Source organism: Legionella quateirensis, from assembly GCF_001467955.1.
GTDB lineage: Bacteria > Pseudomonadota > Gammaproteobacteria > Legionellales > Legionellaceae > Legionella > Legionella quateirensis.
The window spans coordinates 345,269-368,754 of the sequence record NZ_LNYR01000006.1 but is presented as its reverse complement, the minus strand read 5'-3'; the positions used below and the strand labels follow the sequence as shown (position 1 = coordinate 368,754).

Below are 23,486 nucleotides of genomic sequence, written 5' to 3'. Positions count from 1 at the left end.
TCCCTTTCAAAAATTCCAATATGTTTATTATAGAATGACTTATAGTAAACTACATGATTAATCAGTTTGTGGCAGATTATCGGCCTCACCACCCACCGTCTTATTAATTTTATTTTCTAAAGAAGTGATAAATTGAGTCACTTTAAGTCGTTGTTGTTCTTGCTCCGTTTTGCACAGGATTAATTCGTGACCAATATCTAAAGCTGCAAGCAACAAATTATGAAAATTATCCAGTGTTTTAAACTTGGTTTTATTAATCTGCATTTGCTCATTGAGTTTTTCGGCAGCGAGCAGTAAATTGGTTTCCTCACCTTCCGGGCATTTTATTTCATATGATTTATTTAGTATTTTAACTTTACAGGATTTAATATGAGTCATTATTATGCCTTTGCAGTAGCACCGTGCTAATTAAATAGTAACAATTTTGCAGGAATGCAGCAAATAGTGAGAAATCCTTATCATAGCAATCAATGCAGGTGAACACTCACTGTAAATCGGTTATCATTAATAATTTTTGAAATGAGTGAATTATGTCTGTAGAAAATACCCACTTGCATTTACCTGAGTACACTGATTTTGCCGAATCTATTGCTGTATTGTCATTAAGTATATCCGGAAGTGAATTACATGGGATGATGTGTGGCTATCTCTGTGCTGGTGCAGACAGTCAGGGTGAGGCTTATTTACGTGCCTTATTGAATAATAAAAAAGACGAAGAAAGCCGTAATGCTTTATTGGTTATGTTTTCTGTTTATACGATAAGTCAGCAACAAATAAACAATTTTGATTTTGAGTTTGAACTGTTACTCCCTGATGATAATGAGTCATTAGTGGAACGAGCTCAGGCTTTTAGTGAGTGGTGTGAAGGCTTTACTCAAGGTTTGACCATGGCCGGAGTGGGGGCGGATCAATTTTATGAAGAGGAAGCCCAGGAAGCACTCCAGCACATAATTGAATTTGCCGAGTTGGATTGCGAGACTCTGGATGTTGATGAAGAAGATGAGAAAGCATTGATGGAAGTGAGTGAATATGCGCGATTAGCGGTCATTCGTTTGCATGGTGATTTAGTTATGAATGAAAGAGAACGAGGCGGTTCGGAAACAACCCATTAATTTAAAAGGATGTTTATATGCAGTATGTACTTAACGAATACGAAACCAGACGAAAAAAATTAGCCTTGCAATTAACCGATGACAGCATCGCTATAATTTCAGCGTCGCATGAATTATTGCGTAATGGTGATGCGCACTATAGATTTCGACAAGATAGTGATTTTTACTATCTAACAGGTTTTAATGAGCCGGATGCATTACTGGTGATCACCTCCGGTAAGTCAAGTCAAAGCATCTTGTTTAGTCGCCCACGAAACCCTGCCCAGGAGCAATGGACAGGAAAACGTCTGGGTCAGGATGGCGCTGTCAGCGAGTTAGGTATGGACTTTGCGTATCCTATTAGCAGCCTTGATGAAGAATTACCTAAACTCATGAGTGGGAAGTCTGCGGTTTACTTTATCCTGGGCAGGGATTTGTCATTAGAAAAACGGTTAATGTTGATTCTGAATACAATTAAATCTCAAGTCAGAAAAGGGATAAAAGCACCAGAGACTTTTTGTGATCTGGAGCCTCTAATCAGTGAAATGCGTTTGTTCAAAAGCGAAGCGGAACTTGATTTAATGCGGCGGGCGGCCAGTATTTCAGTAAGTGCCCATAAACGTGCGATGCAGTTATGTAAAGATATGGAGCATGAATATCAGTTAGAAGCAGAGTTGATTTATGAATTCAGCCGCCATGGATGCCGAAGTGTCGCATATGATCCTATAGTTGGTAGTGGTGAGAATGCCTGTATTCTTCATTATACTGATAACAACAAGCCATTAAGACGAGGTGATCTGGTACTTATTGATGCTGGTGGTGAATACGGTAATTATGCAGCAGACATTACTCGAACTTTTCCTGTTAATGGTACATTTAGCCCCGAGCAAAAAAGCATTTATGAATTAGTACTTAAAGCTCAAAAAGCCGGTATTGCGGCGATTAAGCCCGGACTGCCCTGGAATTCGGTTCAACAAATTATGGTTAGAATATTAACCACAGGCTTAGCTGAATTAGGACTTTTACACGGAACAGTGGATGATCTGATTGAAAAAGAAGCATATAAGCCCTTTTACATGCATAACTCAGGACATTGGCTGGGTCTTGATGTTCATGATTCAGGTCGCTATAAAATCAATAATGAATGGCGGCCGCTTGAGCCTGGCATGGTATTAACTGTAGAGCCTGGAATTTACATTAGCGCAGGAATGAATGGTGTAGACAAGCGTTGGTGGGATATAGGGGTTCGTATAGAGGACGACGTAGTAGTTACTTCTTCAGGACATGAAGTGTTAACTGCAGCGTTACCTGTTGATGTGGAAGAAATTGAGGCTTTGATGCGTGGCTGATAAACAAACTGATATTCTCATTGTTGGTGGGGGTTTGACCGGTGCTACCTTAATGCTTGCTTTGCGCGGTTTAGGGTATAGTACTTTATTGGTTGAATCGAAACCTTTTAGTGATAAAGTCAATCCTGATTTTGATGCAAGGTCTATCGCTTTATCTCCGGCCAGCAAGCGTATATTAAACATGCTTGGTGTGTGGGATATTCTTAAAGAATATGCTACGCCAATTACCATGATTCATGTATCCGATCAGTATCGTTTTGGTGTATCCCGATTGCAGGGTGAAGAACATAATCCTTTAGGTTACGTAGTCGAAATTCAATATATTAATCTGGCATTGCATCAATTATTGGCAAAAAATCAGATATTGGCCCCTGCAACTGTCCATGCATTAGATCTCGCTAATAAGACAGCAACAGTTTTGACGCAATCTGGAGAAATCAGTATTGAAGCAAAATTGATTGTTGCTGCGGATGGTGCTGATTCTATAATCCGAAAATTATGTACATTAACGGTACAGTCCAAAAGTTATGAGCAGAATGCCATTGTTGCCAATATTGGTTTGATAAAACCTCATAATTTCAAGGCCTATGAACGATTTACCGCTCATGGACCTCTTGCTCTTCTCCCCATGCAGACTAATAAAATGTCACTGGTTTGGGCTATGGCTCCAGAAAAAGCAAAAGAATTTATGGAGTTAAGTGATGGCTCTTTTATTAAAGAATTACAGCAGGCATTTGGTTATCGATTAGGGCGATTTGTTCAAGTCGGGAAACGATTTACCTATCCCCTGAAGCAGGTTCTGATGCCCGAACAAACTAAATGGCCAGTTGTATTTGTGGGTAATGCGGCGCATACGTTGCATCCCGTTGCCGGTCAGGGCTTTAATCTGGGAATCCGGGATGTGGCAACTCTCGCTCAATGTATAGCCAAACATGGGTTGAATTCGGATATGTTGGATGAGTATCTTCAGTTAAGACATCATGATCAACAGGTGATTACTCGCTGCACGGATGGATTGATTCAACTCTTCACCAGCCGTTTACCAGGAGTTGGCCTGGCACGAAATATCGGACTTATTGCCCTTGATAATATTCCAGTTCTAAAAAATATACTTGCGCGCTATGCTCGCGGTTTTGGTGGTGTTATACCTGATTTGGTCTGTGAAATCGCCTTAAGTGAACAGGAGTTAAAATGAGCCAGAAATTTGATGTGCTTGTAGTAGGCGGCGGAATCGTCGGATTAACTGCAGCAATTGCCATGGCTCAGCGAAATTACTCTGTTGCGGTCATTGATGCAGGACCATTAAAGGCAGATGTGTCGACTACGGATATACGTGTTTATGCGATTAACAAAGCCTCACAGTCTTTATTTCGAAAATTGGGGGTTTGGGATATTTTGGATGCTGCCCGCATCTCCCCATACACTCATATGCATGTCTGGGACGCTCAGAGTGGTGCGTACATCGATTTTGATTCACGTATCATTGCTGAACAAAATTTAGGCTCTATTATCGAAGAATCCATATTAAAACAAGGGCTATTGCAACAGGCGTCAGTGGAATCAAACATCAGTTTATTTTCCAATTGTGCCGTTGATGACGTTTCGAATAGTGAAAACGGGGTCATGATTTGCAGTCAAAATATTGTCTGGGAAGGGCAACTATTGATGATTGCTGACGGAGCAAATTCGCCAACACGTAATAAATTAAACATTGAATTAACCAGTTGGTCTTATAATCAAAATGCTTTGGTTGCAACAGTACAAACGGAAAAATCGCATTTAAAAACAGCGTATCAGGTGTTTAACCCGGACGGCCCATTAGCCTTTTTACCTTTAGCTAATGCCCATCAATGCTCCATAGTATGGTCAACTAACCCGGTTCGAGCACAAAAATTGATGGCTCTTGGTGAAGATGAATTTAATACTGAAATTACGCGAGCTTTTGCAAAACAACTCGGCAAAGTTGAGTTGGTAAGCCTTCGTCATCAATTTCCGTTACGAATGAGGCATGTGAAACAATACACAGGAAAACGGTGGTTACTGCTTGGCGATGCCGCTCATACCATCCACCCATTGGCCGGTTTAGGACTTAATTTGGGATTGGCAGATATAGCATCCTGGCTCAAAATCCTTGATCAAGGTCAGAATACATTAAGCTCCAACAAAATAATGGGTGCCTATCAACGAGAACGGAAGCATGCTGTTTGGCAAACCATTATGTTAATGGAGGGCTTTAAACAATTATTTACTCACTCTTTTACACCTATAACCGCCTTACGCGGATTGGGTTTGCGCATGTGCAATGAGATAAACTCCATTAAGAGAATGTTTATTGAACATGCAGCCGGTTGAATCACTATCCATAAACCGTAACAAGTTCTATTTTCAGTAAATTATTTAATAAAAAGAGCACTGTGCTTAATTTTTAGTTAATAATTGCCAGTTATAATCACTTTGAAAACGAGAAGAAAAATTATTTCATCGTTACACATCATCGTTATTATAAAGAGGCAGCTTATGTATTCCGGAAAGTTCTTTTCTCAGGTTAAACAAAGATTAAAAGATAAAACTTGTGAGTTAGGGAATACTCTCCAAAATCTAGGAAATCCTAAAGTAGGACATCCTTTAGTTAAATTGCAACAACCTAAGCTATTGTTTCGCGTAGACGGCCGTAGCCATGATTTATTACATAGGCAGGGCGGTTTGTTGGCGCGTTCTACACAAGATGAACTATTGTCTTTACGGTTTTCTGATGTTGAAAATTATCAAAAATATAATGACAAACCTTTTGGATGGGGTGCTTGTTCGTCTCTGAAACACTTAGAACAATTCTTGGAAGATAATAAAACACATACAGCACAATCATGGATTCATGTATTTTACGGACCAGCAACTTGTTTAGGATTGTTGAAGATCCAAACGGGTATTGAGATTGATGGCCTGGATAAAGAACATGAGCAATTGGTACTGGAGGATTTAACATTGGATCAATGGCTCGCTTCCACTTGCCCAACTTTTCAGACTAAATTTTTAGATGGGCGAATGGTTCCTAATCTGATGGTCGAGTTTAATAAAGATCTTCCAACATCAATGCGTAAAAGTGACTTTGCTACAGAACGGAATATCCTTAATTGGTTGTTGGTTAATGGTAGTGAGGAGACATTTGCAGCATTCTCCAAGCATCTTTATACCGGTTTATCAGCTGAACGTTTAGCTCATCGAGTCGATGGTGATGAAAAAATAATTGATGCCGTCGGACATTTCCTAAACATGACTAAAGAAAGTTGTTCGCTGTAACAACCAATGTTTTTATGCTTATAGTGCTGAGTTCGTTGCATTTCAGCACTATAAATTCCTTCTTTCACTGAGACTGTTATCGTCTACATGAATCATGATTTAAAGAGAGATTTAGGCATCTAATCAATGCTGTAGTTTGCATGTGTCTCTCTGTTTTTATCTGAAGCGGTGAGTTAATAGTTCAGGTACGTCCGCTGTTTCAATTTCCGCATGGTAATCCCCCATTATTGTAACAGGAATATGATGCTGAATACTTAACAGTAATGGATTAGCATGGGGTACTTGATCAAAACGTAAGGAGCTGTTGTTACCTATCATCGATTCAACGCTGCCAAATCCCCATTCATTGCCAGTATATGCAAAAGCATCGGAAGGATTTACGGCACAGGGAAAATAGACTTCCGTTTCTTCTTTAGAGAATTGTAATACATCTCTACCTGATTGGATTACCTCAATGCGGTTATAAAAATCTTCAAAGACAGAGTCAAACTGCATCTGTTGCAATTCGCTAAATGTTGGAAATTCAACTTTAGCAATCCAGGAATAGGTTTGTTCATTCAGTAATTTTTTAAATGCTCGAAGAAAATAAGGGTAGAGCATATGCTGAATTTCATAATGCCCATCAATTTTGGCAAAAAATCCCATACCGACAGCCGTTGCTTTTAATAAAGCGGGTTTGCCAGCCGCTTTGGCGGTCTCATTAACAGAGGTTAAAAGTAATGAGGTGTCTTCCAACAAATGACGAAAATAGGCTTCTGATTGAAAAATTACTGCATTCGATTGGGTAAATGATGGGTAATACGTTCCGGATGCTGTTCTGGCGAGGTAAGGTAACCCAGTTCTGATACGTATAAGTGATTGGTTTAAATCATAAATACCTAATTCCCTTTGTGCTTCTTTATATTCAGTGGGCAGGTTCTTAAACAATGATTCAAATCTAGCGATATCAATTTTAAAATTTTGGCGGTCAAGCATAAACAATCGATAATGGAGATAATTGTTTTCAAAGGCAGCGCCAGCGAGTGAAAAAAGTCCAACGTTGATGGGTTGAGGATATAATTTTAATGGGTTAATAAATGGATAACCTCCAGTGGCAAAAACCAGACTATCTGAATAAACCAGCTTTTTTGCCGATGTGAGCCGTTCCAATGGGGATAATAATTCTGGATGATCGTTAGGAATGGTCGCAAAAAAATCAGGATTTTGCGGGAAGCTCATTCCGTTTTGAAAATAACCTGAGCGATCACCTGAAACATTGACCGCAGGTATTTTTGTTAAAGAATGTTGAACAGCCAACTCATCAGGGAAATAATTTTTATTGAAAAATACTTTAACGGTAGCTTGAGATTTTTTTAAATGTTCACTGGAAATCTTATCTTTTAATCCGCTTTCCGTCAGTTGTTGATCAAACCATTTTTTTGGATTTACTGGAGTGTGGGGGGCTTTCGAACGAAAAAAATAAGAAGAGATACCTTTTCCAAACATATCAATCTCTATAAATGTTAGATGAGAGATTATATTACAGTATGTGTCAATTTAAAACCAAATTGAATAAAAATTTTTAAATTTATCAGGTATGGTTTACAAAAAAACCTTTTTTTGGCATAATATGGTGCACATTGGACTAAGGTTATAACATATGTTTGCAAGAAATTTCTTTAGAATGATTGGTAAATGTATGCCTTATGCTTTGGATCAGTCGAATGTGCGTGTTGGTCGTATGGCTGCTGAAACTACTGAAGACATCATTAGAAAAGAATTTGAAAATGAGCTTAAAAAAGAGGGTTGGCATAGTATAAGAGAGCGAATTCAAGTCGAAGAATTAGTTCTGGATGAATTGACTAATGAAAAGCATCAATTACAACAAGCTGTAGAAAGAAGTTGCCTCACCCCAGCTATAGAGAGAGCCAGGCAGGGTTATTCTGTTAGAGGAGTGTTCTGGGAGGAAATGCAAAAAAATCGTAAACACGTTGCTCCTTCAGAAACTTTAAAAGTCCTTGATGAACAAATTGATTGGCTGAACACACGACAAAAAATATTCGAAGAAATAAATGCTTACACCTCAATTAATAGGCCGTTTTCTTAAATTCTGTAGATTATTCTCTTTATTAACGAGCAAATTGCTCCCGACTGAACGTTACTTTATCCGTTGTAGATTCGTGCCCATGTTCCATAAAGCGGTTTTCAATAGCCCTATAGCGATTTAATCCACCTTCTCGATTGGCTATCTGAATATTTAATCCTGGCCGCGCATTAAGCTCCAGCATTAAAGGTCCATGATCTTTATCTAATACAATATCAACGCCAAGATAACCCAATCCAGTTAAATCGTAGCAACTTGATGCAATTTCAAGGATTTTATTCCAGTAGGGTACTTCGATATCAACTATCGGATTTAATGTATCCGGATGATAATCAATGGTGTCATTCTGGAACACACCTCCGAGAGTCTTTCCAGTTGCAAGATCAACTCCAACACCAATTGCTCCCTGGTGCAGATTTGCTTTTCCGCCAGAAAGGCGAGTAGGCAATCGTACCATAGCCATTGCGGGATAGCCCAATAAAGTGATGATACGAATATCAGGAATGCCCTCATAACTGACTTCAGCAAAAACGGGATCTACAACGACTCGTTTTTCGATGATGGCATAATCTGAAGATCCACCCAGGCTATAAGCACCTGATAAAAGGCATGACAGATGATAACTTAATTCTTGATGGGTAGTCAGTTTGCCATTAATTTGTCGATAGCGGCCATATACTTTATCCTTAAAAACTAAAATACCATCACCACCAGATCCTCGCGCAGGTTTAACTACGAAATCATTATATGGAGAAAATCGTTCTTCAATGTTGCGGATTTGTTGTTCTGTTTCTATGATGTCGTACAACGGCGGAACTGCAATTCCAGCTTTTAAAGCAAGCTTTTTAGTTTTAAGTTTATCGTCAACCAGAGGGAATAATTTTCTTGGATTATAACGCAAGACAAAATCGGTATTCCGCTGATTAATACTCAAAACTCCGTGATTTTTTAAACGACGAAAGAGACGAATCATTCTATAGCGCTCGCAAGTGCTTTAAACCGTTTCAATTCAGAGAGTCTATAACCGCGATATTGACCAAACCATAAAATAAAGCCCAGGAGAATTAGAAGCAGTTCAGGGAATGCGAATACCAAGTATTGAACGGGTTCGTAACTCATTGCCCAATAAGATAAAACAGCGGCGACCAGACTGCCGGCGCCTGATTTAATCGCTTCGGATGCCCCTCGCTCATCCCATGTAATACACATCCGTTCAATGGTCATAGTTAAAATAACCATCGGGAATAAAGCAACGGATAATCCGGAGTCCAGATCAAGATTCTGGCTGACCACACTGATGAATATCATCAACAGGATGACTACCGTGAGTATGGCAGCCAACCTCGGCACCAGGAGCAGTCTTAACTGATCCAGATAAAACCGGGCGAGCAAACCAAAGGATACAATGATAATAAAGAGGCTTATTCCCCAGACCACGTGTGTTTCTCTAAATGCCAAAGCGATTAATACCGGCATAAAGGTACCAAAGGTTTTTATACCTACGAAATTGCGTAATAACAGGATAATGAAGGCACCGATAGGAACCGTTAACAGGATTTTATAGGTTGCCTGGACATTCACTGGTAGCTGGAGTAGAGAAAATCGCAAGAGTTGGGAATCGGATTGTAATCCTCTTGATTTGGCTACGCTGAGCGCATTAATAGGAGTTGGTGACACTGTAAGAGAGAATTGTGCTTTGTTACCACCTGTTACATTAAATAGGGGATCATTACCATATTGCCAGATGAGAAATTCCTTGGGTAATCCTGCACCGCCAGTTCTTGGATTGATGTAGATCCAGCGTTTTCCATTAAATACTGCCAGTAATGATTTCAAATCTGCTTTGCTTTGCTGGTTCAGATAAATACCCTTCACCGGAATAGCAAAAATCTTGGATTGATTAAGTAATAGAATGGTTGCATTGATAATGGTTTCATCGTTGAACTCATTCCCAACTAATAATTTGGCATTTCCATCTTTTTTGTTTAATTCTTTAATGGTGCTCTGAGCAAAAGTCTGAATATCTGCAGATGATTGTCTGACCTGGTTGGTAATGGTTTCAACGGCAGATTTTTGGCTGTCATCCAAGGGTTGTGATTTGATTACAGAAGGTTTGGGTAATGAGGATTCATCACTGTCTGTCTGCCGAAAAATCGCCCGGTAATAAAGTGATTGAGCACCATGGCTACGCCTGATAGACCATACTGTTTCTCTGTTATAACCATTTAAATTGGTGGTTACCCCATAGCTTCTGGATACAAAATATTCATCAAGGATAGCAAAGTGAGGGGGTAAATAAGGAATTGTAAAACTGGCTTTAATCGGGGTGTTGTTGTCTGCAGTAAAGCGTAAATTGGATTCAACCATCCAGCTGTTTATTGTTTCAGTGTCTGTTAAAGGAACATCCAAAATAATATGTCGGTATAAAAATATTCCAGAACCCAATAAGAACAGGGTAAGGATCAGGCCGTAAACATGTCGCGTGTTTTTTTTCATTATTTAGTAAGGCTCTTGGATTTCAAAGTAAAGGTAAGGGCGGGATCAACAGCACCATCGAAATCTATAATTGCGTCTCTTCCCAGAAGCAATGGGTATAGGAAGCGTTTTCGGTTCGTTAAATTAACCTGAATGGCTCTGACTTTATCTCCCAGTTTGACATTTAGTAGAACCACTGGACGCTTGATGGGAGTGGATTTTAATAACCCGGGATTTGTTTCGCTGGCTCTGACTTTAATTTTAACTTTACCTATATATTCGCACTCAAAAATATGGTCGCCATTTTTAGTGGGTACAGTAAAACGTAAATAAGGCACCCCTTTTACATCGATTTCAGTGATATTTACTGCGTTTAATGATGCTGATTTTGCACCAGTATCCAATTTTGCTGAAAGAGTGAGATTTTTATCAACTAAGGTAGCTTTCTCAACATAACCATAAATCTGTACTTCACTTTTTGCCATAATGGGTCCAGTCAATAGTGACATAAATAAAAAGAGAGCAAGTATTGATCTCATCTAATCCTCAATTAGGGTTATATGTAATTATTAGTGCAATATCGTATCAGGTTTGCGTCTTAAGTCACAGTACGTGAATGAGATTAGTTAAAGAAATTTGAAATTTATTCATATTTTTTCTCTTTGATTGTGATAAAATCTAAAACCGCCCTAATTATTTGTATTTTTTTAATTCAGGCTGAAAAGTTTATTGACATCAAGAGCAATAATGCATACAATGTTGCGCAATCTTAGCTGATGGCCCATATGTGCACGAATGTCTCTTAAGAGTGATGAAAATCAAGCTATAAAACCTGTAGATTTAGTTTTCATTCTAGCAATTGCTGGCCGTATCGACGCGCAAAGTCGAATCCTGGCAGAAAAACTCGATAAAGATCGCACTGTATATTACGCCTACGCAATTTTAGATTCCCTCAGTTCTTCTTACAGCATGTTCAAATATTTCTTTGACCTGTGTATTCCCAACGGTAGCAATGATTTGATGCATGACATAATGATGACCCCTGGCGGAATCATCGCAATCTCCATTGAATCTCTATTCCTGGTTTCATTTTCTTTCCTGGCAACCCGATTTGAAAAAGAAAAGAATGATTATGTTAAAAAATTCATCGCTACAGCCTGGCCTTATTTCCGTGACATTATGAAAGGTCTGAAAAATGCCTACAAAGGGTTTCGAAGCGCGATAGTAGCCATCAGTTTAATTGGTGGTATCGATTTAAAATATCTTATCGCCCCGGTTGGATTATTCCTGGGCATTTTTGCCGCAGCCAATCGATTCTGGCTGCGAAAAATGGTGGAAGACCGAAAGGTCATGATGACTGCCAATGCGGAATTATTGCTTGAAATCAAAAAATTGCGGACATTAACTCAGGAAGAAAGTGAAACTTATCTGAAACAAATGAAACGTCAGTCATTTAATACACGATGCCTGGCTTTTGCTGCAGTAGCCGCAGGTGGTTTTATTGATGGATTGTATCTGTATGTGGGCGTATTAGGACTGGCGATATTATCGTCACCCATGTTGACCTCCATGGCCATTATTTGCGCTATATATACTGTTGCCTGTGTTGTTACTCGTTTATATGAAGAATATGATTTTCAACTCAGATTGTTTGTCACTCAGACCAAATGCGAACTGGCTTTGATTACCAAGGTAATGGAAACCAGCTACGCGCAATTATTAGCATTGAGAGGCAAATTCAATCATAGTTTAGAGGACCTGATTGCCATTCGTTGTTTGGAAATGGACGTTTATAAGTTAATCAACAGTTTTGAAGAAAAGCGAAATGTGCTGAAACAGCAATCAACCCGTACTTATTTATCTGCTGCATTATTAGGGATAAAAAATGGATTATATGCTTACAGCGCTTTGGCAAGTATCTTGTTTTTAGTTGGATCGATACTGGTATTAACTGGTATCGCGTTCCCGCCAGCTTTACTTGTCAGCTGCGTCATTCTTGGTCTTGTATTTATGGTAAGTTTCGCAATTCATTCCCTGGTTTCAACTTATATTCAATTAAACAAAAAGGATGATCCAGAAAATCATCCCTATCATGAATTGATAGATATGAAGAATAATCTATTGGATGGAACTGCTAATTTACTTGAGCCGGATTCTTTTCAACAGTCGCTTAAAGACGGTCTCTTTCTGGATCGGTCACCTCAGTTTTTCTTTCAAGAATGGTTTGAAGTATTCCGTTCCTTATTTTCCGGTTTTGGCAAAGGACAAAAATTTGTTGATTTTGCGGGGAATCCATTACAGGAAATGGACGATCAGGGGCATTACCAGGATACGCCAATAATGTATGTTTTATCGGTATTCAGTGCCTTATTCTTCGGTTTGATCCTGTCGCTCAGAGCCTTGGCAAGAGGGTTAGGACGCGCCCCATTAGGACAGGTAGATCTTGCGGCTGATGTAGAACCACAAACGGTCAAAGATCCTGTCACCGCCAAGGTAGTGCTGCAAACCGAGACGCCAGGGGAGTCAATCCAGAGCAAAAATCTCCGGACTGATTCCCAGAAATCGTCGCCCACTACCTCGAAACATTATGGATTTTTTAATAATAAATCAACCAAATCAGATATCCGCCACGCTAAAAGTGAACAGGATTTTTCAATATATACCTCTAGCCCGCAGAGTACAATTCAGGGTTTAACGTAGGGTCATTGTACATTTTAAACTGGTGATATATTCTAAAAGTACGTGTTTTTGCTTGTACTTCATTAAGAAGTTGTCCCAGACAAAGTGATAATTGCTCTAATTGATTATGTATGATGGCCAATTTCTGAGTACAGGTTTTTTTATGCTCTTCGCTGACATCAGAGCGTTTTGTCTGTAAGGCCATATGATAGGACTTCAAGGCTAATATGGATAGACGGTCAATAATCATCCCTGGTGATTCTGAATTAACCGGACATTGAGTTGGATTTGCTGGTTGCAATAAATGAAACAGCCATTCATCCATAGCCTCCATGCGATTATTTCTTAATTGATTACAGGCATCTATTTCTCGTTTCGCTTGATACACAAATTCAAAACCCATGTCATCTCTGCGAGCGCGATCTTCGGCATGCCATAATTGATAATTAAATGCATGATTTTCTTCAACCAGTTGATGAAATTGTTTATGTTGGTATTCGATCCCTGAAGATTTCCATTGGATGATGCAGTTTTTATGTAGATCAGTGATAACTGAGGGATTGATATCGTGGTACATAATCTATCCTACTGATTAAAAAGCTGAATAGTTTAACCTTATTTGTGGGGGTGAATCCAGCATTCTTTCAAAGGGGATAAGAGAACCTGGTTAGGTGCAGAAATGCTTACTTATCTTCACCAAAGTATAGTGTGTAGATATTGAGATAAGTTCCATCAGACTCCATGCTGAGAAGAGCCTTGTTAATATTATCAATTAATGCCTTATTGGTTTGGAGTGCGAGTATTCCATAACCCTCTCCAATAGGAACTTGTTTGCCAATCATTTTGATACCTAATGACACATTATAAATCATATAATGGGCCAGGTGATTATTAATAAAAATAGCGTCAATCTTATTATTTTCAAGCCCTGATACCATATCTGAAAAATTTGAATATCGCGTGATTTGTCCATCATCATAATTTGAATTAAGCAGTATTTGATACAAGGTATCAGTAATAACGCCAATACGTTTAGTTTTCAGATCGCTGACAGTATCAATTTTGTTTTGACTTAGTGTGACAAATTGACCATCACTGATTAAATAAGGAAGACTAAATAAAAAATTACCTGTGGCGTCGCTTGTAATGGGTATTTGAGTGAACGCAAGATCAATAGTACCATTTTGCAGTTCAGCCAGTTCATTATTAAATGTGATGGGTTTATAGATGCAGTCGATATTAATTCTCTTACACAGCTCATCCATCAGGTCAACGGTAAACCCATAAAAATGTTTTTCGTCATCATCTGCATAGACTGCGTAGGGAGGCGTAATAATAAAACCCACTTTGACCGTGGTTCCATAAAGTAGAGAACTGCTAATAAACAAGATTATGAAGAATATTTTTTTCATGTTTATAGCCTAATCAAGATTTACTTAAACTCTAGGTGGCTGGAGATTGTTTGTCAAATTATAAGTCATTAAGTGTTAAAATAGTGTTATGCTTTTTTAGCCAGGCAGCGATCAAGAGCATTGGCAAAAGCAGTTTTTTCTTTAATGCTCAATGCTGATGGCCCACCAATACGTTCTCCCGTAGAGCGCAATTGCTCATTTATATCTCTTAAATTTAATCGTTGTTTGATGTTGTTTGCCGTATAAATTTCTCCTCTGGGGTTTATGGCCAAGCCGTGTTTTGCTACAACATCCGCTGCAAGAGGTATATCTGCGGTTATTACTATATCGTGAGCGTTTAAATGACTGACGATGTAGTGATCGGCTTGATCAAAACCTTTTTCTACCTGAACGGAACGTATGAATGGTGAGTTGGGGTACGTGAGGAATGCGTTAGCGACCAAGGTCAGCTGGGTTTTTGTGCGTATGGCCGCGCGAAATAAAATTTCTTTAATTATTTTGGGACAGGCATCAGCGTCTACCCATATATGCATTATGTTTCATCCTTATCAGGGTGCGTTATGGATTTAAGTTAAAGTGCCGTTGACAATTCCGAATTCGACGTCCCGCGACGTTGGGAATAAATTGATGAATTGTCAATAACTCCTAATATTCTATCAAAATTGTAGTGATCTTATAACCACAGTGTGTATATTATTGAAGTGTGCCTTTCTACATGTTCAAATCAACAGATTATCTGTATATTAAATTATTGTTCTTGATGGAATAAAGTGCCAGGGATTTTTGCGGTTTTAAGGAAAAGTGGTATGAAGCTGTTAATAGACATCGTAAAATCACAAATTCAACAATTAAGAAGTCCTGCTTTAAAGGTTTGGCTGCTAAAACATTTTAATGAAGATTCTGATTCTTTAACGGATTTTTTTAGTAGACAAATTCCTGTAAACTGGAATAAACAGCATGCCCAGAGCATTTCGAACATTCAATTTCCTGCACATTATGCAATTTTTCCAATTGTAGCTAGCTATGCTCCCGAGGAATTACGTCAGCAATTAGGAAAATATCTAATTGCCGCTCCTGAATTACATCATGACGTAGAGGGTATTGATAATAGCGCATTCAGTTCTCAAATCTGCAATCAATTAAAGGATTTTTCAGAGGCCTGGCCTGTAATCACCGCTTTGCAAAAGCAAGGTCCTGATGAATTAATTCAAGTACTTGAACAGTCCAGCGAACCTTCATTAAGAGCATTAGCTCGCTTGAATCATGATCCCAATGTACAGATTTTGCTGGATGTTTTTTTTAGTAATAATAATAAGGAATTGGAGGCAATTAAACGAAACAGCTTATTTCAGTTTTTACGCCAACCTGATTTTTCCGGGTGGTTTACCCGTTATCTTGATTCCTATGTAAATCAGGCAACGGACATGATGTCCCTCCGCTTTTTATTGCTCATTTTTTCTCCAGGAACCAATGAGCTGGATAAGTTGACTGAATTGAGAGCCAGCATTGATGCCTATCCTTTTCCTCTTCATTTAGAAACGTTGTGGGCCATTTGCTCTTATTATCAATCAGCATTTGATCCTGATACATCTGTCGCATTGCCATTTATTATGATGATCCATGACCTTTTAAAGAAGATGGATTCAGAAACACAAATTGAATTTCTAAATGGCTTGAATCCGATTCAGTATTTTTTAATTGTTGATTATTGTTTAAAGAACACTATCCAGGGAGGGATGGAAGAACATCAGATGTTTATGGAGTTGCTGTTTTTATTCTGTTATGAATCAAGTGTGCCTGATAAACAGTGCCTGATGTTGATACAAAACCGTTTAATACAGCCGGAAGACATACTGTTTAAGACACATCAAATACCCACATCGGCTAAGTCACTTCCGGCCAAGTCAGTTCTTAAAACCGAGGGATGTTTTGGTGGATCAATGATAGAGCAGTTGTTGGTTTCAGCTGATTTTGTTGCGACAAGTTCATCTGAACTATTAAAACAGCTAATTGATCGATATACGTTGCTCAGTTTAACACTGAGTCAGACCGAATTTAATAAGAACATCCTTGTTTCAGATGAATCAAATTCCAATACCGCTGAGTTTAAGGAACATTTAAAACGCATTAACCTGCGATTACTGAAACAATCTGAACCCAATGAAGATTGGTTAGCCAAGCGGTTTAAAACTCTAAAAATGTGTATTGAATACAGGGTAAATGCATTGTTGTTTCAATTGGAAGAACATGCTAATCAGCGAATAAATCAAGGCAAGGAGCACGGGGAACAGGCTTTGCGGGTGTTGTATAACTATTATAGCCAGATGTACCCTTCCTTACGTTTTGATTTGTTGATCAGAGCTATAGAAACACATTATCAGAAGGTACGCGAGTCAGTAACCATTTTGAGCAACGATCCCAATCAAACGCTACAGAGTTTTAATTTATATGGTTCTCAAGTCACCATTGAACGTGTTGATTTGGAGCGTAAAAGAGACATTGGGTTATATAATTCAGTGGGCCAAAAGATTGGATTTATTAATGATACTAATGAAGCCATTACCTATGTTAATGAAGAACCTCTTCCACTAATTCAAACCGGGGCCGTACAGGAAAATGAACCACTTTTTGATCAATCAGGCAGAGTGATTGGGTATTTATCCGAATCAGGCCAGGTGAGAAGTGCAGGACAATTTCAAAAAGAGTTCAGTGTACGAATATTGGGAACAACTCCTGAACTGATATTAGATAAATCGCCTGCAGGTTTGGCGTTATTGCTCCAGCACGTACTCTTTGAAAACTCGTTGAATGTTTTTTATGGCCTTGAGGGGGTTACAGCCGGATCTCCAAAAGTCCAGTGGTTTGAACGACGTATGTCCACGACGGTAGAACATCTGGCAAAAGACATTAATCCAGCCACCCTTGAATCGATAGTCAATCATTTTAGTGATGATGAAGTATTTGGATTATTGGCCAATATTCGGCATAAAACTAATGCAATTCAATTATTTCATAGCATTTTAAATCACGATAAAAAACGTGCCCAATTATTTAGTGGCTTGTATGAAGCGGATGTTCATCAGTTTTTGGGTCGGCATAATGTGGTATGGTGTTTGGCTGAGTACATGGCTAAATATTATGATAAGCCCTGGTTTGCAGAAGGTTTATCGCGTTTTGCCTTTTATGCTAAAAAAAATAAGCTGGATAATGTACTGAGCGATTCTCTTGCTTTATTGTTTAAAGAATTAGGTTCCAGCGACACAAAGGCCGGCAAATTTGATGCATTGTTACACCAATTGATTGTAAGCGAAGACTGTGCTGCACTTGTACTAAAAGAATTTCTTAATGATCGTTCACTTACAGCGGTTCAGCAAGTAAAAAATCCTGAAATCAGCCGAGTGACTCAATATTTTAATAAGAAGCATTTGGTTGCTACTATTCCGGTATTAAATAAAACGTCCTTTTGGGAAGGAACAGCACAATATAAATTCGTGTTGCATGTTTTAGAACAACAGCATGCTGTCCTATTTCCAAAAGCGGAAACACCTTCCTCTGCAAAAGTAGCATGGCAAAAGAGCGAATTAGATGAGTTGGCAAAATTCACTAATCGACATTTAAGTAAAAAACGCTCTTTAGATAGTGATTCTTCAATTGGTCATAAAATCCTGGGGGAATTAATATTTAGAAGTGCCCGATTGGGACAGACCTCATTATTTTATTCTAAAAAGAAGTTTAATAAAACGCTTGCTCGCTTGTCTTTTTCGCGAGTTTATCTAGAGAAACTAGTTGAAAAATTCTGGATACCTGACGGAATCAAGGAGCAAATAGCGGGAGAATTACCCCGCATAAAAGAGTGGTTTCGTGCTCAGCTTCCATTGAACAAGGAGTTAAAAGATCATCAGGTTTTATTGGACTGGCGGCATTTAATATATGAGACCTGGAAAGAAATTAATACCAGAAAACTCCCCCTGATTTGCGCCTATCTTTTGAATTATTCAGGTCAGAAAAAATCAGTATTGCAATTACTAGAGGACTATTTTGACTCATTTCAAAATAATACTGAGTACCTGCATCCCGTTTCAGGATTGTTACAACAATTTCCACAGCGCGATATAAGTTTTGTTGTATTTGATGCTCTGGAAGAGGCGATGATTAAAAATCCCCAAAAACTGGATTTGGTGGTATTGCGCGATATGGCCCAGTTTTATGCAAAAAAAATCATAAATAATGAGTTGAAATCCCCGCAGGCAGAATTGAGTTTATTAACTTATTTTGGACAAAATAAGCAATATGAGCTGGCACGGCAGGGGTGTGAGCTTTTAGCGAAGACCTGTACTGATAAGGAATTAAAAAAGCGTTTGCTGAAGGGTGCAACCGAAGCTGAAGTTGAGGGAAGTTTACATTCAAGTATAAGTGAGTTTTATTTTGGATTGCTAAAAACTATTAAACGATTATGGCATTATGGTATTTTTGCAGAACAATCAACTTCTAAAATAGTTAAATTATGTGATGATCATACACCGGGATTCACGCGTCGACAGGCCGCTGATGAAGTGAACATCCCTAAAACCATGCAAATGAATAGTGAGTGCCTGGGTTTTAATGTAAAAAGAAAGCAATTAATCGGACTCCTGGATACTGTAAAACGTAGCCCGGTTATTAATACTGTTGAGATCCATCGTACGAAGTCAAAACAAACGCTATTTGGATGTGCACAGGAAATCCGCTCTTTGGAGCGAAAGGAAGTTGTCGCTAGTCAGAATGGTATGATAACTATATAATCTTAATAATCTTGGAAAATAATTCTGGAGCTGGTCATGAGAATAGTATTCTCTTTTTGCTTACTGCTAATCTCTGCTTGCCTGTGGGCAGAATCTACTCTCCCCGATGGATGTCAGGCCGTTGCTGTCCAGGGTGAGTCGGTCACTTTAAAATCAAAGAGCAGCAAATTGGTATTTATCCATAATCTCACCAGTGCTGATCTTTGGATCACTCATCCAGTGACCAATCCTGGTGCCAGTGCTGGATGGACAACACGTTTGCAGGCCGGTAACTGGTCAGCATTGGCAGTGGATAAACCTCCATTTGAATTGACTTGCATTGAATCGAGGCCAGGCCATGAACAACAGGTTCCTTGCGAAGGAGCCATTGCAGTGTGTCAGTGGAAGGGGGTAAAAATTCCTGCTGGAAGTGAAGGTACTTTTTGGGCTGGTGAAGACATGTCGTTGCAAGCGTTGACTGCGGCTATTGGTGGGCGTGGTTTTAAATTACCGGTAGCGAAGTAAAAGGTAAACCTTTCACCTATAAAATGCCCTGTTCTTGCTAGTTAAATAGATAAGTGGTAGAACAGACTAAACTGTGTTTAAGTACTAATTATGACAATAAAATATATAAGTGGTGAAAGGTGAGTAAAAAATCAAAAGATCCCTTTTATAAGCGGGAAAGTGAAAAATATGCCGATCCTATACCGAGTCGAGAATTTATTATGGAAGTTCTTGATGACTATGGGCGGCCCATGTCGCGAAATCAGTTATTTGATAAATTGCATCTGAATGAGGAAAGCAAGCAGGAATCTCTTGGTTTTCGATTGAAAGCTATGTTACGTGACGGACAAATAATGCAGGACAGACGAGGACGGTTTTGTCTGTTGCAAAAAATCAATTTACGCCGTGGAACTGTTCAAGGACATCCTGATGGTTTTGGGTTTTTTGTCCCCGATGAGGGTGGAGAAGACATGGTGCTTTCCGCTAAAGAAATGCGGACAGTAATGCATGGTGATGTGGTGCTTGCATATCAGGCCGGGGTCGATCGGCGAGGCAGACCTGAGGGTAAAATTCATGAAGTACTTGAGCATGCCAATGCCACAGTAGTTGGACGATTTTTCACAGATCATGGTGTGAATTTCGTTTTGCCTGACAGTAAACGTTTGACTCAGGATATTTCCATCCCGCTCGAATTTGCCAGTGGTGCTAAAAACGGTCAAATGGTATTAGTTGAATTAATTGCGTTTCCCAATAAACGTGCACAAGCAATTGGTAAAGTCATTCATGTTTTAGGCGAACATATGGCTCCAGGCATGGAAATTCAGGTTGCAATTCATGCTCATGGTATTCCATTTGAATGGCCAGATGATGTCTTGGCAGAAGTAGCAAAAATTCCGCAACAGGTTACAGAAAGTCAACTCAAGAATCGGACTGATTTGAGAAAACTGCCTTTTGTTACTATTGATGGAGAAGACGCTAAAGATTTTGATGATGCAGTCTATTGTTATAAAAAGCCCAAAGGCGGATTTCAGTTGTATGTGGCTATTGCTGATGTAAGCAATTATGTGGCGCAGGATTCTGCACTGGATAAGGAAGCATCAAGGCGTGGTAATTCCGTGTATTTTCCTGGAAAAGTTGTGCCCATGCTGCCAGAAGCTCTATCCAATGGATTGTGTTCATTAAATCCACATGTGGACAGATTGTGTATGGTAGCCGAGATGTCCATTAGTATGGATGGTAAAATAGCACGATCTCGTTTTTATCGCGCTGTCATTCATTCCCAGGCTCGCTTAACTTATACTCAGGTTGGCTTATGGCTCGAACAACAGAAAACAGATGAAAAACATCAACATTTGTGGCCTGTTCTTGAATCTCTTTATGAGTTATACCAGATTTTATTAACGACGCGAAAATTGCGCGGCGCGATGGATTTTGAGACTACTGAAACCAGAATAGAATTTGATGACAATAAAAAAATTAAATGCATCGTTCCCGTTATTCGTAATGACGCGCATAAATTAATAGAAGAGTGCATGTTGGCAGCTAATGTTGCTACTGCCCGATTCCTGGAAAAAGCAGAAATACCTACTTTGTATCGTGTTCACGCAGCTCCCGAAGAAGATAAAATTACGGCTTTGCGCCAATTTTTAGGTGAGATGGGACTGCAGTTGGGTGGTGGTCGAAAACCTACACCAAAAGATTTTCAGCGAACCATGAGTGTGATTGGTGACAGGCCTGAAAAGCATTTGATCGAAACAGTCATGCTTCGCTCACTAAAGCAGGCTCAATATGTTGAGGCGAATGAAGGTCATTTTGGTTTGGCTTACTCGGCGTATACTCACTTTACTTCACCCATCAGGCGATTTCCTGATTTATTGATTCATAGAGCAATTGGCCATTTATTGGATAATCATCCGGTTTATGAGTTTAGTTATACTCATGAGGATATGAATCGCCTAGGCAAGCATGCTTCAATGACCGAGCGTCGTGCTGATGAAGCAACTCGAGAAGTTGTGACTTGGCTGAAATGCGAATACATGCAGGATAAATTGGGACAGGTCTTCAAAGGAAGAATCTCTGCTGTCACCAGTTTTGGTATCTTTGTTGAACTAGATGAAATTTATGTCGAAGGCCTGGTTCATGTAACCTCGCTAAAAAATGATTATTATACCTTTGATTCAGTAAAACATCGTTTAATTGGCGCTCGTAGCGGCCAGGTTTATCGTTTGGGTGACAAAATGACGGTATTGGTCGCACGCGTTGATTTAGACGAGCGTAAAATTGATTTTGAGCCTGCAGAGGATGAAGTTAGCAATGAGTGAGCAGTTTGTATATGGGGTTCATGCGGTTACTGCTTTATTGGCTAATCCCCATAGAGTGATTAATAAGCTCTTTGTCAGTCAAGACAGAATTGATAAAAGACTGCAAGATGTATTGGATAAGGCAGAACAGGCGAATGTAAGTATTGAAAAATTAAGCGCTCAGAAAATGAATCAGCGTTTTTCAGAATTTACCCATCAAGGCGTTGTCGCCTCAGCTCGTCCATTGCCGGAATATGGTGAATCAGATTTAATTTCTTTATTAGAGACCAGCAAAAAACCAGGTCTAATATTGATTTTGGATGGTGTTACTGATCCCCATAATTTAGGTGCCTGTTTACGATCCGCAGACGCAACGGGTGTGGACTTTGTCGTGATCCCTAAAGATAAAAGTGCCAGCATTACACCTGTAGTCAGCAAGGTAGCTTGTGGTGCCGCAGAATCCGTTCCCCTGGTACGTGTAACGAACCTGGCAAGAGCCATGGACATTCTAAAAGAGCAAGGTGTCTGGATTTATGGCGCAGCCGGTGAAGCAGAGTGTTCACTGTATCAAGTAGATTGTACCGGTACTGTGGCAATCGCTCTTGGTGCTGAGGGAGAAGGATTGAGGCGCTTAACTCGCGAACACTGTGATGGCCTGTTTTCATTACCTATGGCAGGAACGGTGGACAGTTTGAATGTATCAGTGGCTACCGGTGTTTCATTGTATGAAGTAATCAGGCAAAGACAAAAAGGCAGTGTGTGATGAGTGAATTGAAAATCCGAGCAGCAAAAGCAGCCATGGCTTTTATTGAAGACGACATGGTAGTAGGGGTGGGTACTGGATCTACTGTAAATTTCTTTATAAAGGAACTGGCGTCTATCAAACATAGAATTGATGCCTGTGTTGCAAGCTCTAAAGCAACTGAGTCTTTATTACGTGCTGCTGGTATTCCCGTAATTGATCTCAATGCGGTGCACGAATTACCGATTTACATTGATGGTGCAGATGAAGTTACTGTGCGCGGAGAAATGATTAAAGGTGGTGGTGGCGCGCTTACTCGTGAGAAAATTGTTGCCAATGTAGCTCAAACATTTGTTTGTATCGTGGATGAATCTAAAGTTGTGACCCATTTGGGCGCGTTCCCGGTTGCAGTTGAAGTGATTCCCATGGCGCGCAGCTTTGTTGCCAGACAATTAGTGAAATTAGGTGGCGATCCTGAGTACAGAGAAGGATTTGTGACGGATAATGGCAATATCATACTGGATGTATTTAATTTCACCATTACTACACCCATGTCACTGGAAGACAGTATTAACCAGATACCGGGAGTAGTTGAGAACGGATTATTTGCCCATCGCTTGGCAGATAAAGTGCTGGTTGCTTCAGTAGACGATGTTAAGAGCTTGAAATAAGCAGGAAAACAGTAGGGGTTGTTGATAATGACTTGTTTCATTACTCGCAAACGCCTACGTACCGCGGCGTGTCCGAGGTAACCAGAGATCTTCTGGATGGCGCGGACAGGCCGCACCACGTAG

Annotated in this window: 20 protein-coding genes; 12 read left to right on the top strand and 8 right to left on the bottom strand. The window is 39.5% G+C overall.

The annotated features are described in order from the left end of the window. Positions 1 to 57: 57 nt before the first annotated feature. A complete protein-coding gene (locus Lqua_RS04040) occupies positions 58 to 378 on the bottom strand; it encodes a cell division protein ZapA (protein WP_058472989.1) in 321 nt (106 codons plus the stop codon). A gap of 152 nt (positions 379 to 530) precedes the next feature. Here Lqua_RS04040 and Lqua_RS04035 point away from each other — a divergent pair, with 152 nt between their 5' ends. The 5 genes from Lqua_RS04035 (at position 531) to Lqua_RS04015 (ending at position 5,737) form a co-directional block, all read left to right on the top strand. Further along, the gene (locus Lqua_RS04035) at positions 531 to 1,112 is read left to right on the top strand and encodes a UPF0149 family protein (protein ID WP_058472988.1); all 582 of its coding nucleotides are present in this window, start codon (positions 531 to 533) and stop codon (positions 1,110 to 1,112) included. Positions 1,113 to 1,129: 17 nt separating this feature from the next. Continuing rightward, positions 1,130 to 2,440 (top strand): Xaa-Pro aminopeptidase, encoded by a 1,311-nt coding sequence (gene pepP, locus Lqua_RS04030; RefSeq protein WP_058472987.1) that lies wholly within the window; start codon positions 1,130 to 1,132, stop codon positions 2,438 to 2,440. Beyond that, positions 2,433 to 3,635 carry a 2-octaprenyl-6-methoxyphenyl hydroxylase gene (gene ubiH, locus Lqua_RS04025; protein WP_058472986.1) on the top strand — a complete coding sequence of 401 codons (1,203 nt, stop codon included), beginning with the start codon at positions 2,433 to 2,435 and terminating at the stop codon, positions 3,633 to 3,635. The genes pepP and ubiH overlap by 8 nt, the downstream gene beginning before the upstream one ends. Then, on the top strand, positions 3,632 to 4,792 hold the full coding sequence (locus tag Lqua_RS04020; RefSeq protein ID WP_058472985.1) for an FAD-dependent oxidoreductase: 1,161 nt from the start codon (positions 3,632 to 3,634) through the stop codon (positions 4,790 to 4,792). Before ubiH ends, Lqua_RS04020 begins: the two co-directional genes overlap by 4 nt. A 165-nt stretch (positions 4,793 to 4,957) precedes the next feature. Continuing rightward, positions 4,958 to 5,737 (top strand): hypothetical protein, encoded by a 780-nt coding sequence (locus Lqua_RS04015; protein WP_058472984.1) that lies wholly within the window; start codon positions 4,958 to 4,960, stop codon positions 5,735 to 5,737. Between the two features lie 156 nt (positions 5,738 to 5,893). Here Lqua_RS04015 and Lqua_RS04010 read toward each other — a convergent pair whose 3' ends face one another. Further along, positions 5,894 to 7,222, bottom strand: a complete 1,329-nt coding sequence (locus tag Lqua_RS04010) for a hypothetical protein (protein ID WP_058472983.1) — start codon at positions 7,220 to 7,222, stop codon at positions 5,894 to 5,896. A 154-nt stretch (positions 7,223 to 7,376) separates the two neighbouring features. Between Lqua_RS04010 and Lqua_RS04005 the strand changes: the two genes are divergently transcribed. After that, complete coding sequence (locus tag Lqua_RS04005; RefSeq protein WP_058472982.1) at positions 7,377 to 7,823, top strand: hypothetical protein; 447 nt, start codon at positions 7,377 to 7,379, stop codon at positions 7,821 to 7,823. Positions 7,824 to 7,845: 22 nt separating this feature from the next. Here Lqua_RS04005 and Lqua_RS04000 read toward each other — a convergent pair whose 3' ends face one another. Genes Lqua_RS04000 through Lqua_RS03990 form a run of 3 tightly spaced genes read right to left on the bottom strand, consistent with a single transcriptional unit; the run spans position 7,846 to position 10,834 of the window. Beyond that, the gene (locus Lqua_RS04000) at positions 7,846 to 8,793 is read right to left on the bottom strand and encodes an alpha-L-glutamate ligase-like protein (protein ID WP_058472981.1); all 948 of its coding nucleotides are present in this window, start codon (positions 8,791 to 8,793) and stop codon (positions 7,846 to 7,848) included. Further along, positions 8,790 to 10,316, bottom strand: coding sequence for an inactive transglutaminase family protein (locus tag Lqua_RS03995; RefSeq protein ID WP_058472980.1), 1,527 nt, complete (start codon positions 10,314 to 10,316; stop codon positions 8,790 to 8,792). The genes Lqua_RS04000 and Lqua_RS03995 overlap by 4 nt, the downstream gene beginning before the upstream one ends. Beyond that, the gene (locus Lqua_RS03990; protein WP_058472979.1) at positions 10,316 to 10,834 is read right to left on the bottom strand and encodes an ATP-dependent zinc protease family protein; all 519 of its coding nucleotides are present in this window, start codon (positions 10,832 to 10,834) and stop codon (positions 10,316 to 10,318) included. The genes Lqua_RS03995 and Lqua_RS03990 overlap by 1 nt, the downstream gene beginning before the upstream one ends. Before the next feature lie 256 nt (positions 10,835 to 11,090). Between Lqua_RS03990 and Lqua_RS03985 the strand changes: the two genes are divergently transcribed. Next, positions 11,091 to 12,995, top strand: coding sequence for a hypothetical protein (locus tag Lqua_RS03985; protein WP_058472978.1), 1,905 nt, complete (start codon positions 11,091 to 11,093; stop codon positions 12,993 to 12,995). Here Lqua_RS03985 and Lqua_RS03980 read toward each other — a convergent pair. The 3 genes from Lqua_RS03980 to Lqua_RS03970 form a co-directional block, all read right to left on the bottom strand. After that, a complete protein-coding gene (locus Lqua_RS03980; RefSeq protein ID WP_058472977.1) occupies positions 12,961 to 13,551 on the bottom strand; it encodes a DUF4254 domain-containing protein in 591 nt (196 codons plus the stop codon). The genes Lqua_RS03985 and Lqua_RS03980 overlap by 35 nt on opposite strands. A 106-nt stretch (positions 13,552 to 13,657) precedes the next feature. Then, positions 13,658 to 14,386, bottom strand: coding sequence for a transporter substrate-binding domain-containing protein (locus tag Lqua_RS03975; protein WP_058472976.1), 729 nt, complete (start codon positions 14,384 to 14,386; stop codon positions 13,658 to 13,660). A gap of 86 nt (positions 14,387 to 14,472) precedes the next feature. Then, a complete protein-coding gene (locus Lqua_RS03970; RefSeq protein WP_058472975.1) occupies positions 14,473 to 14,919 on the bottom strand; it encodes a YaiI/YqxD family protein in 447 nt (148 codons plus the stop codon). A 273-nt stretch (positions 14,920 to 15,192) separates the two neighbouring features. Here Lqua_RS03970 and Lqua_RS03965 point away from each other — a divergent pair, with 273 nt between their 5' ends. From Lqua_RS03965 to rpiA, 5 genes are all read left to right on the top strand, one after another. Further along, positions 15,193 to 19,167 (top strand): hypothetical protein, encoded by a 3,975-nt coding sequence (locus Lqua_RS03965; protein ID WP_058472974.1) that lies wholly within the window; start codon positions 15,193 to 15,195, stop codon positions 19,165 to 19,167. A 36-nt stretch (positions 19,168 to 19,203) separates the two neighbouring features. Further along, positions 19,204 to 19,671, top strand: coding sequence for a hypothetical protein (locus tag Lqua_RS03960; RefSeq protein ID WP_058472973.1), 468 nt, complete (start codon positions 19,204 to 19,206; stop codon positions 19,669 to 19,671). A gap of 119 nt (positions 19,672 to 19,790) precedes the next feature. Next, positions 19,791 to 21,971: a ribonuclease R gene (rnr, locus tag Lqua_RS03955; protein ID WP_058472972.1), complete on the top strand. Its 2,181-nt coding sequence runs from the start codon at positions 19,791 to 19,793 to the stop codon at positions 21,969 to 21,971. Next, complete coding sequence (gene rlmB, locus Lqua_RS03950) at positions 21,964 to 22,713, top strand: 23S rRNA (guanosine(2251)-2'-O)-methyltransferase RlmB (RefSeq protein ID WP_058472971.1); 750 nt, start codon at positions 21,964 to 21,966, stop codon at positions 22,711 to 22,713. Before rnr ends, rlmB begins: the two co-directional genes overlap by 8 nt. After that, a complete protein-coding gene (rpiA, locus tag Lqua_RS03945; protein WP_058472970.1) occupies positions 22,713 to 23,363 on the top strand; it encodes a ribose-5-phosphate isomerase RpiA in 651 nt (216 codons plus the stop codon). Before rlmB ends, rpiA begins: the two co-directional genes overlap by 1 nt. The last annotated feature ends 123 nt before the right edge of the window (positions 23,364 to 23,486 follow it).

What these genes read in the sequence shown, in the direction of transcription:
- Lqua_RS03965 (WP_058472974.1), top strand. Translation starts at nt 15,193, where the DNA reads ATGAAGCTGTTAATAGACATCGTAAAATCACAAATTCAACAATTAAGA.
- Lqua_RS04020 (WP_058472985.1), top strand. Translation starts at nt 3,632, where the DNA reads ATGAGCCAGAAATTTGATGTGCTTGTAGTAGGCGGCGGAATCGTCGGA.
- Lqua_RS04005 (WP_058472982.1), top strand. Translation starts at nt 7,377, where the DNA reads ATGTTTGCAAGAAATTTCTTTAGAATGATTGGTAAATGTATGCCTTAT.
- Lqua_RS04010 (WP_058472983.1), bottom strand. Translation starts at nt 7,222, where the DNA reads ATGTTTGGAAAAGGTATCTCTTCTTATTTTTTTCGTTCGAAAGCCCCC.
- pepP (WP_058472987.1), top strand. Translation starts at nt 1,130, where the DNA reads ATGCAGTATGTACTTAACGAATACGAAACCAGACGAAAAAAATTAGCC.
- Lqua_RS03980 (WP_058472977.1), bottom strand. Translation starts at nt 13,551, where the DNA reads ATGTACCACGATATCAATCCCTCAGTTATCACTGATCTACATAAAAAC.
- Lqua_RS03985 (WP_058472978.1), top strand. Translation starts at nt 11,091, where the DNA reads ATGTCTCTTAAGAGTGATGAAAATCAAGCTATAAAACCTGTAGATTTA.
- Lqua_RS04040 (WP_058472989.1), bottom strand. Translation starts at nt 378, where the DNA reads ATGACTCATATTAAATCCTGTAAAGTTAAAATACTAAATAAATCATAT.
- Lqua_RS04015 (WP_058472984.1), top strand. Translation starts at nt 4,958, where the DNA reads ATGTATTCCGGAAAGTTCTTTTCTCAGGTTAAACAAAGATTAAAAGAT.
- Lqua_RS04035 (WP_058472988.1), top strand. Translation starts at nt 531, where the DNA reads ATGTCTGTAGAAAATACCCACTTGCATTTACCTGAGTACACTGATTTT.
- Lqua_RS03970 (WP_058472975.1), bottom strand. Translation starts at nt 14,919, where the DNA reads ATGCATATATGGGTAGACGCTGATGCCTGTCCCAAAATAATTAAAGAA.
- Lqua_RS03995 (WP_058472980.1), bottom strand. Translation starts at nt 10,316, where the DNA reads ATGAAAAAAAACACGCGACATGTTTACGGCCTGATCCTTACCCTGTTC.
- Lqua_RS03975 (WP_058472976.1), bottom strand. Translation starts at nt 14,386, where the DNA reads ATGAAAAAAATATTCTTCATAATCTTGTTTATTAGCAGTTCTCTACTT.
- Lqua_RS03960 (WP_058472973.1), top strand. Translation starts at nt 19,204, where the DNA reads ATGAGAATAGTATTCTCTTTTTGCTTACTGCTAATCTCTGCTTGCCTG.
- rlmB (WP_058472971.1), top strand. Translation starts at nt 21,964, where the DNA reads ATGAGTGAGCAGTTTGTATATGGGGTTCATGCGGTTACTGCTTTATTG.
- rpiA (WP_058472970.1), top strand. Translation starts at nt 22,713, where the DNA reads ATGAGTGAATTGAAAATCCGAGCAGCAAAAGCAGCCATGGCTTTTATT.
- Lqua_RS03990 (WP_058472979.1), bottom strand. Translation starts at nt 10,834, where the DNA reads ATGAGATCAATACTTGCTCTCTTTTTATTTATGTCACTATTGACTGGA.
- Lqua_RS04000 (WP_058472981.1), bottom strand. Translation starts at nt 8,793, where the DNA reads ATGATTCGTCTCTTTCGTCGTTTAAAAAATCACGGAGTTTTGAGTATT.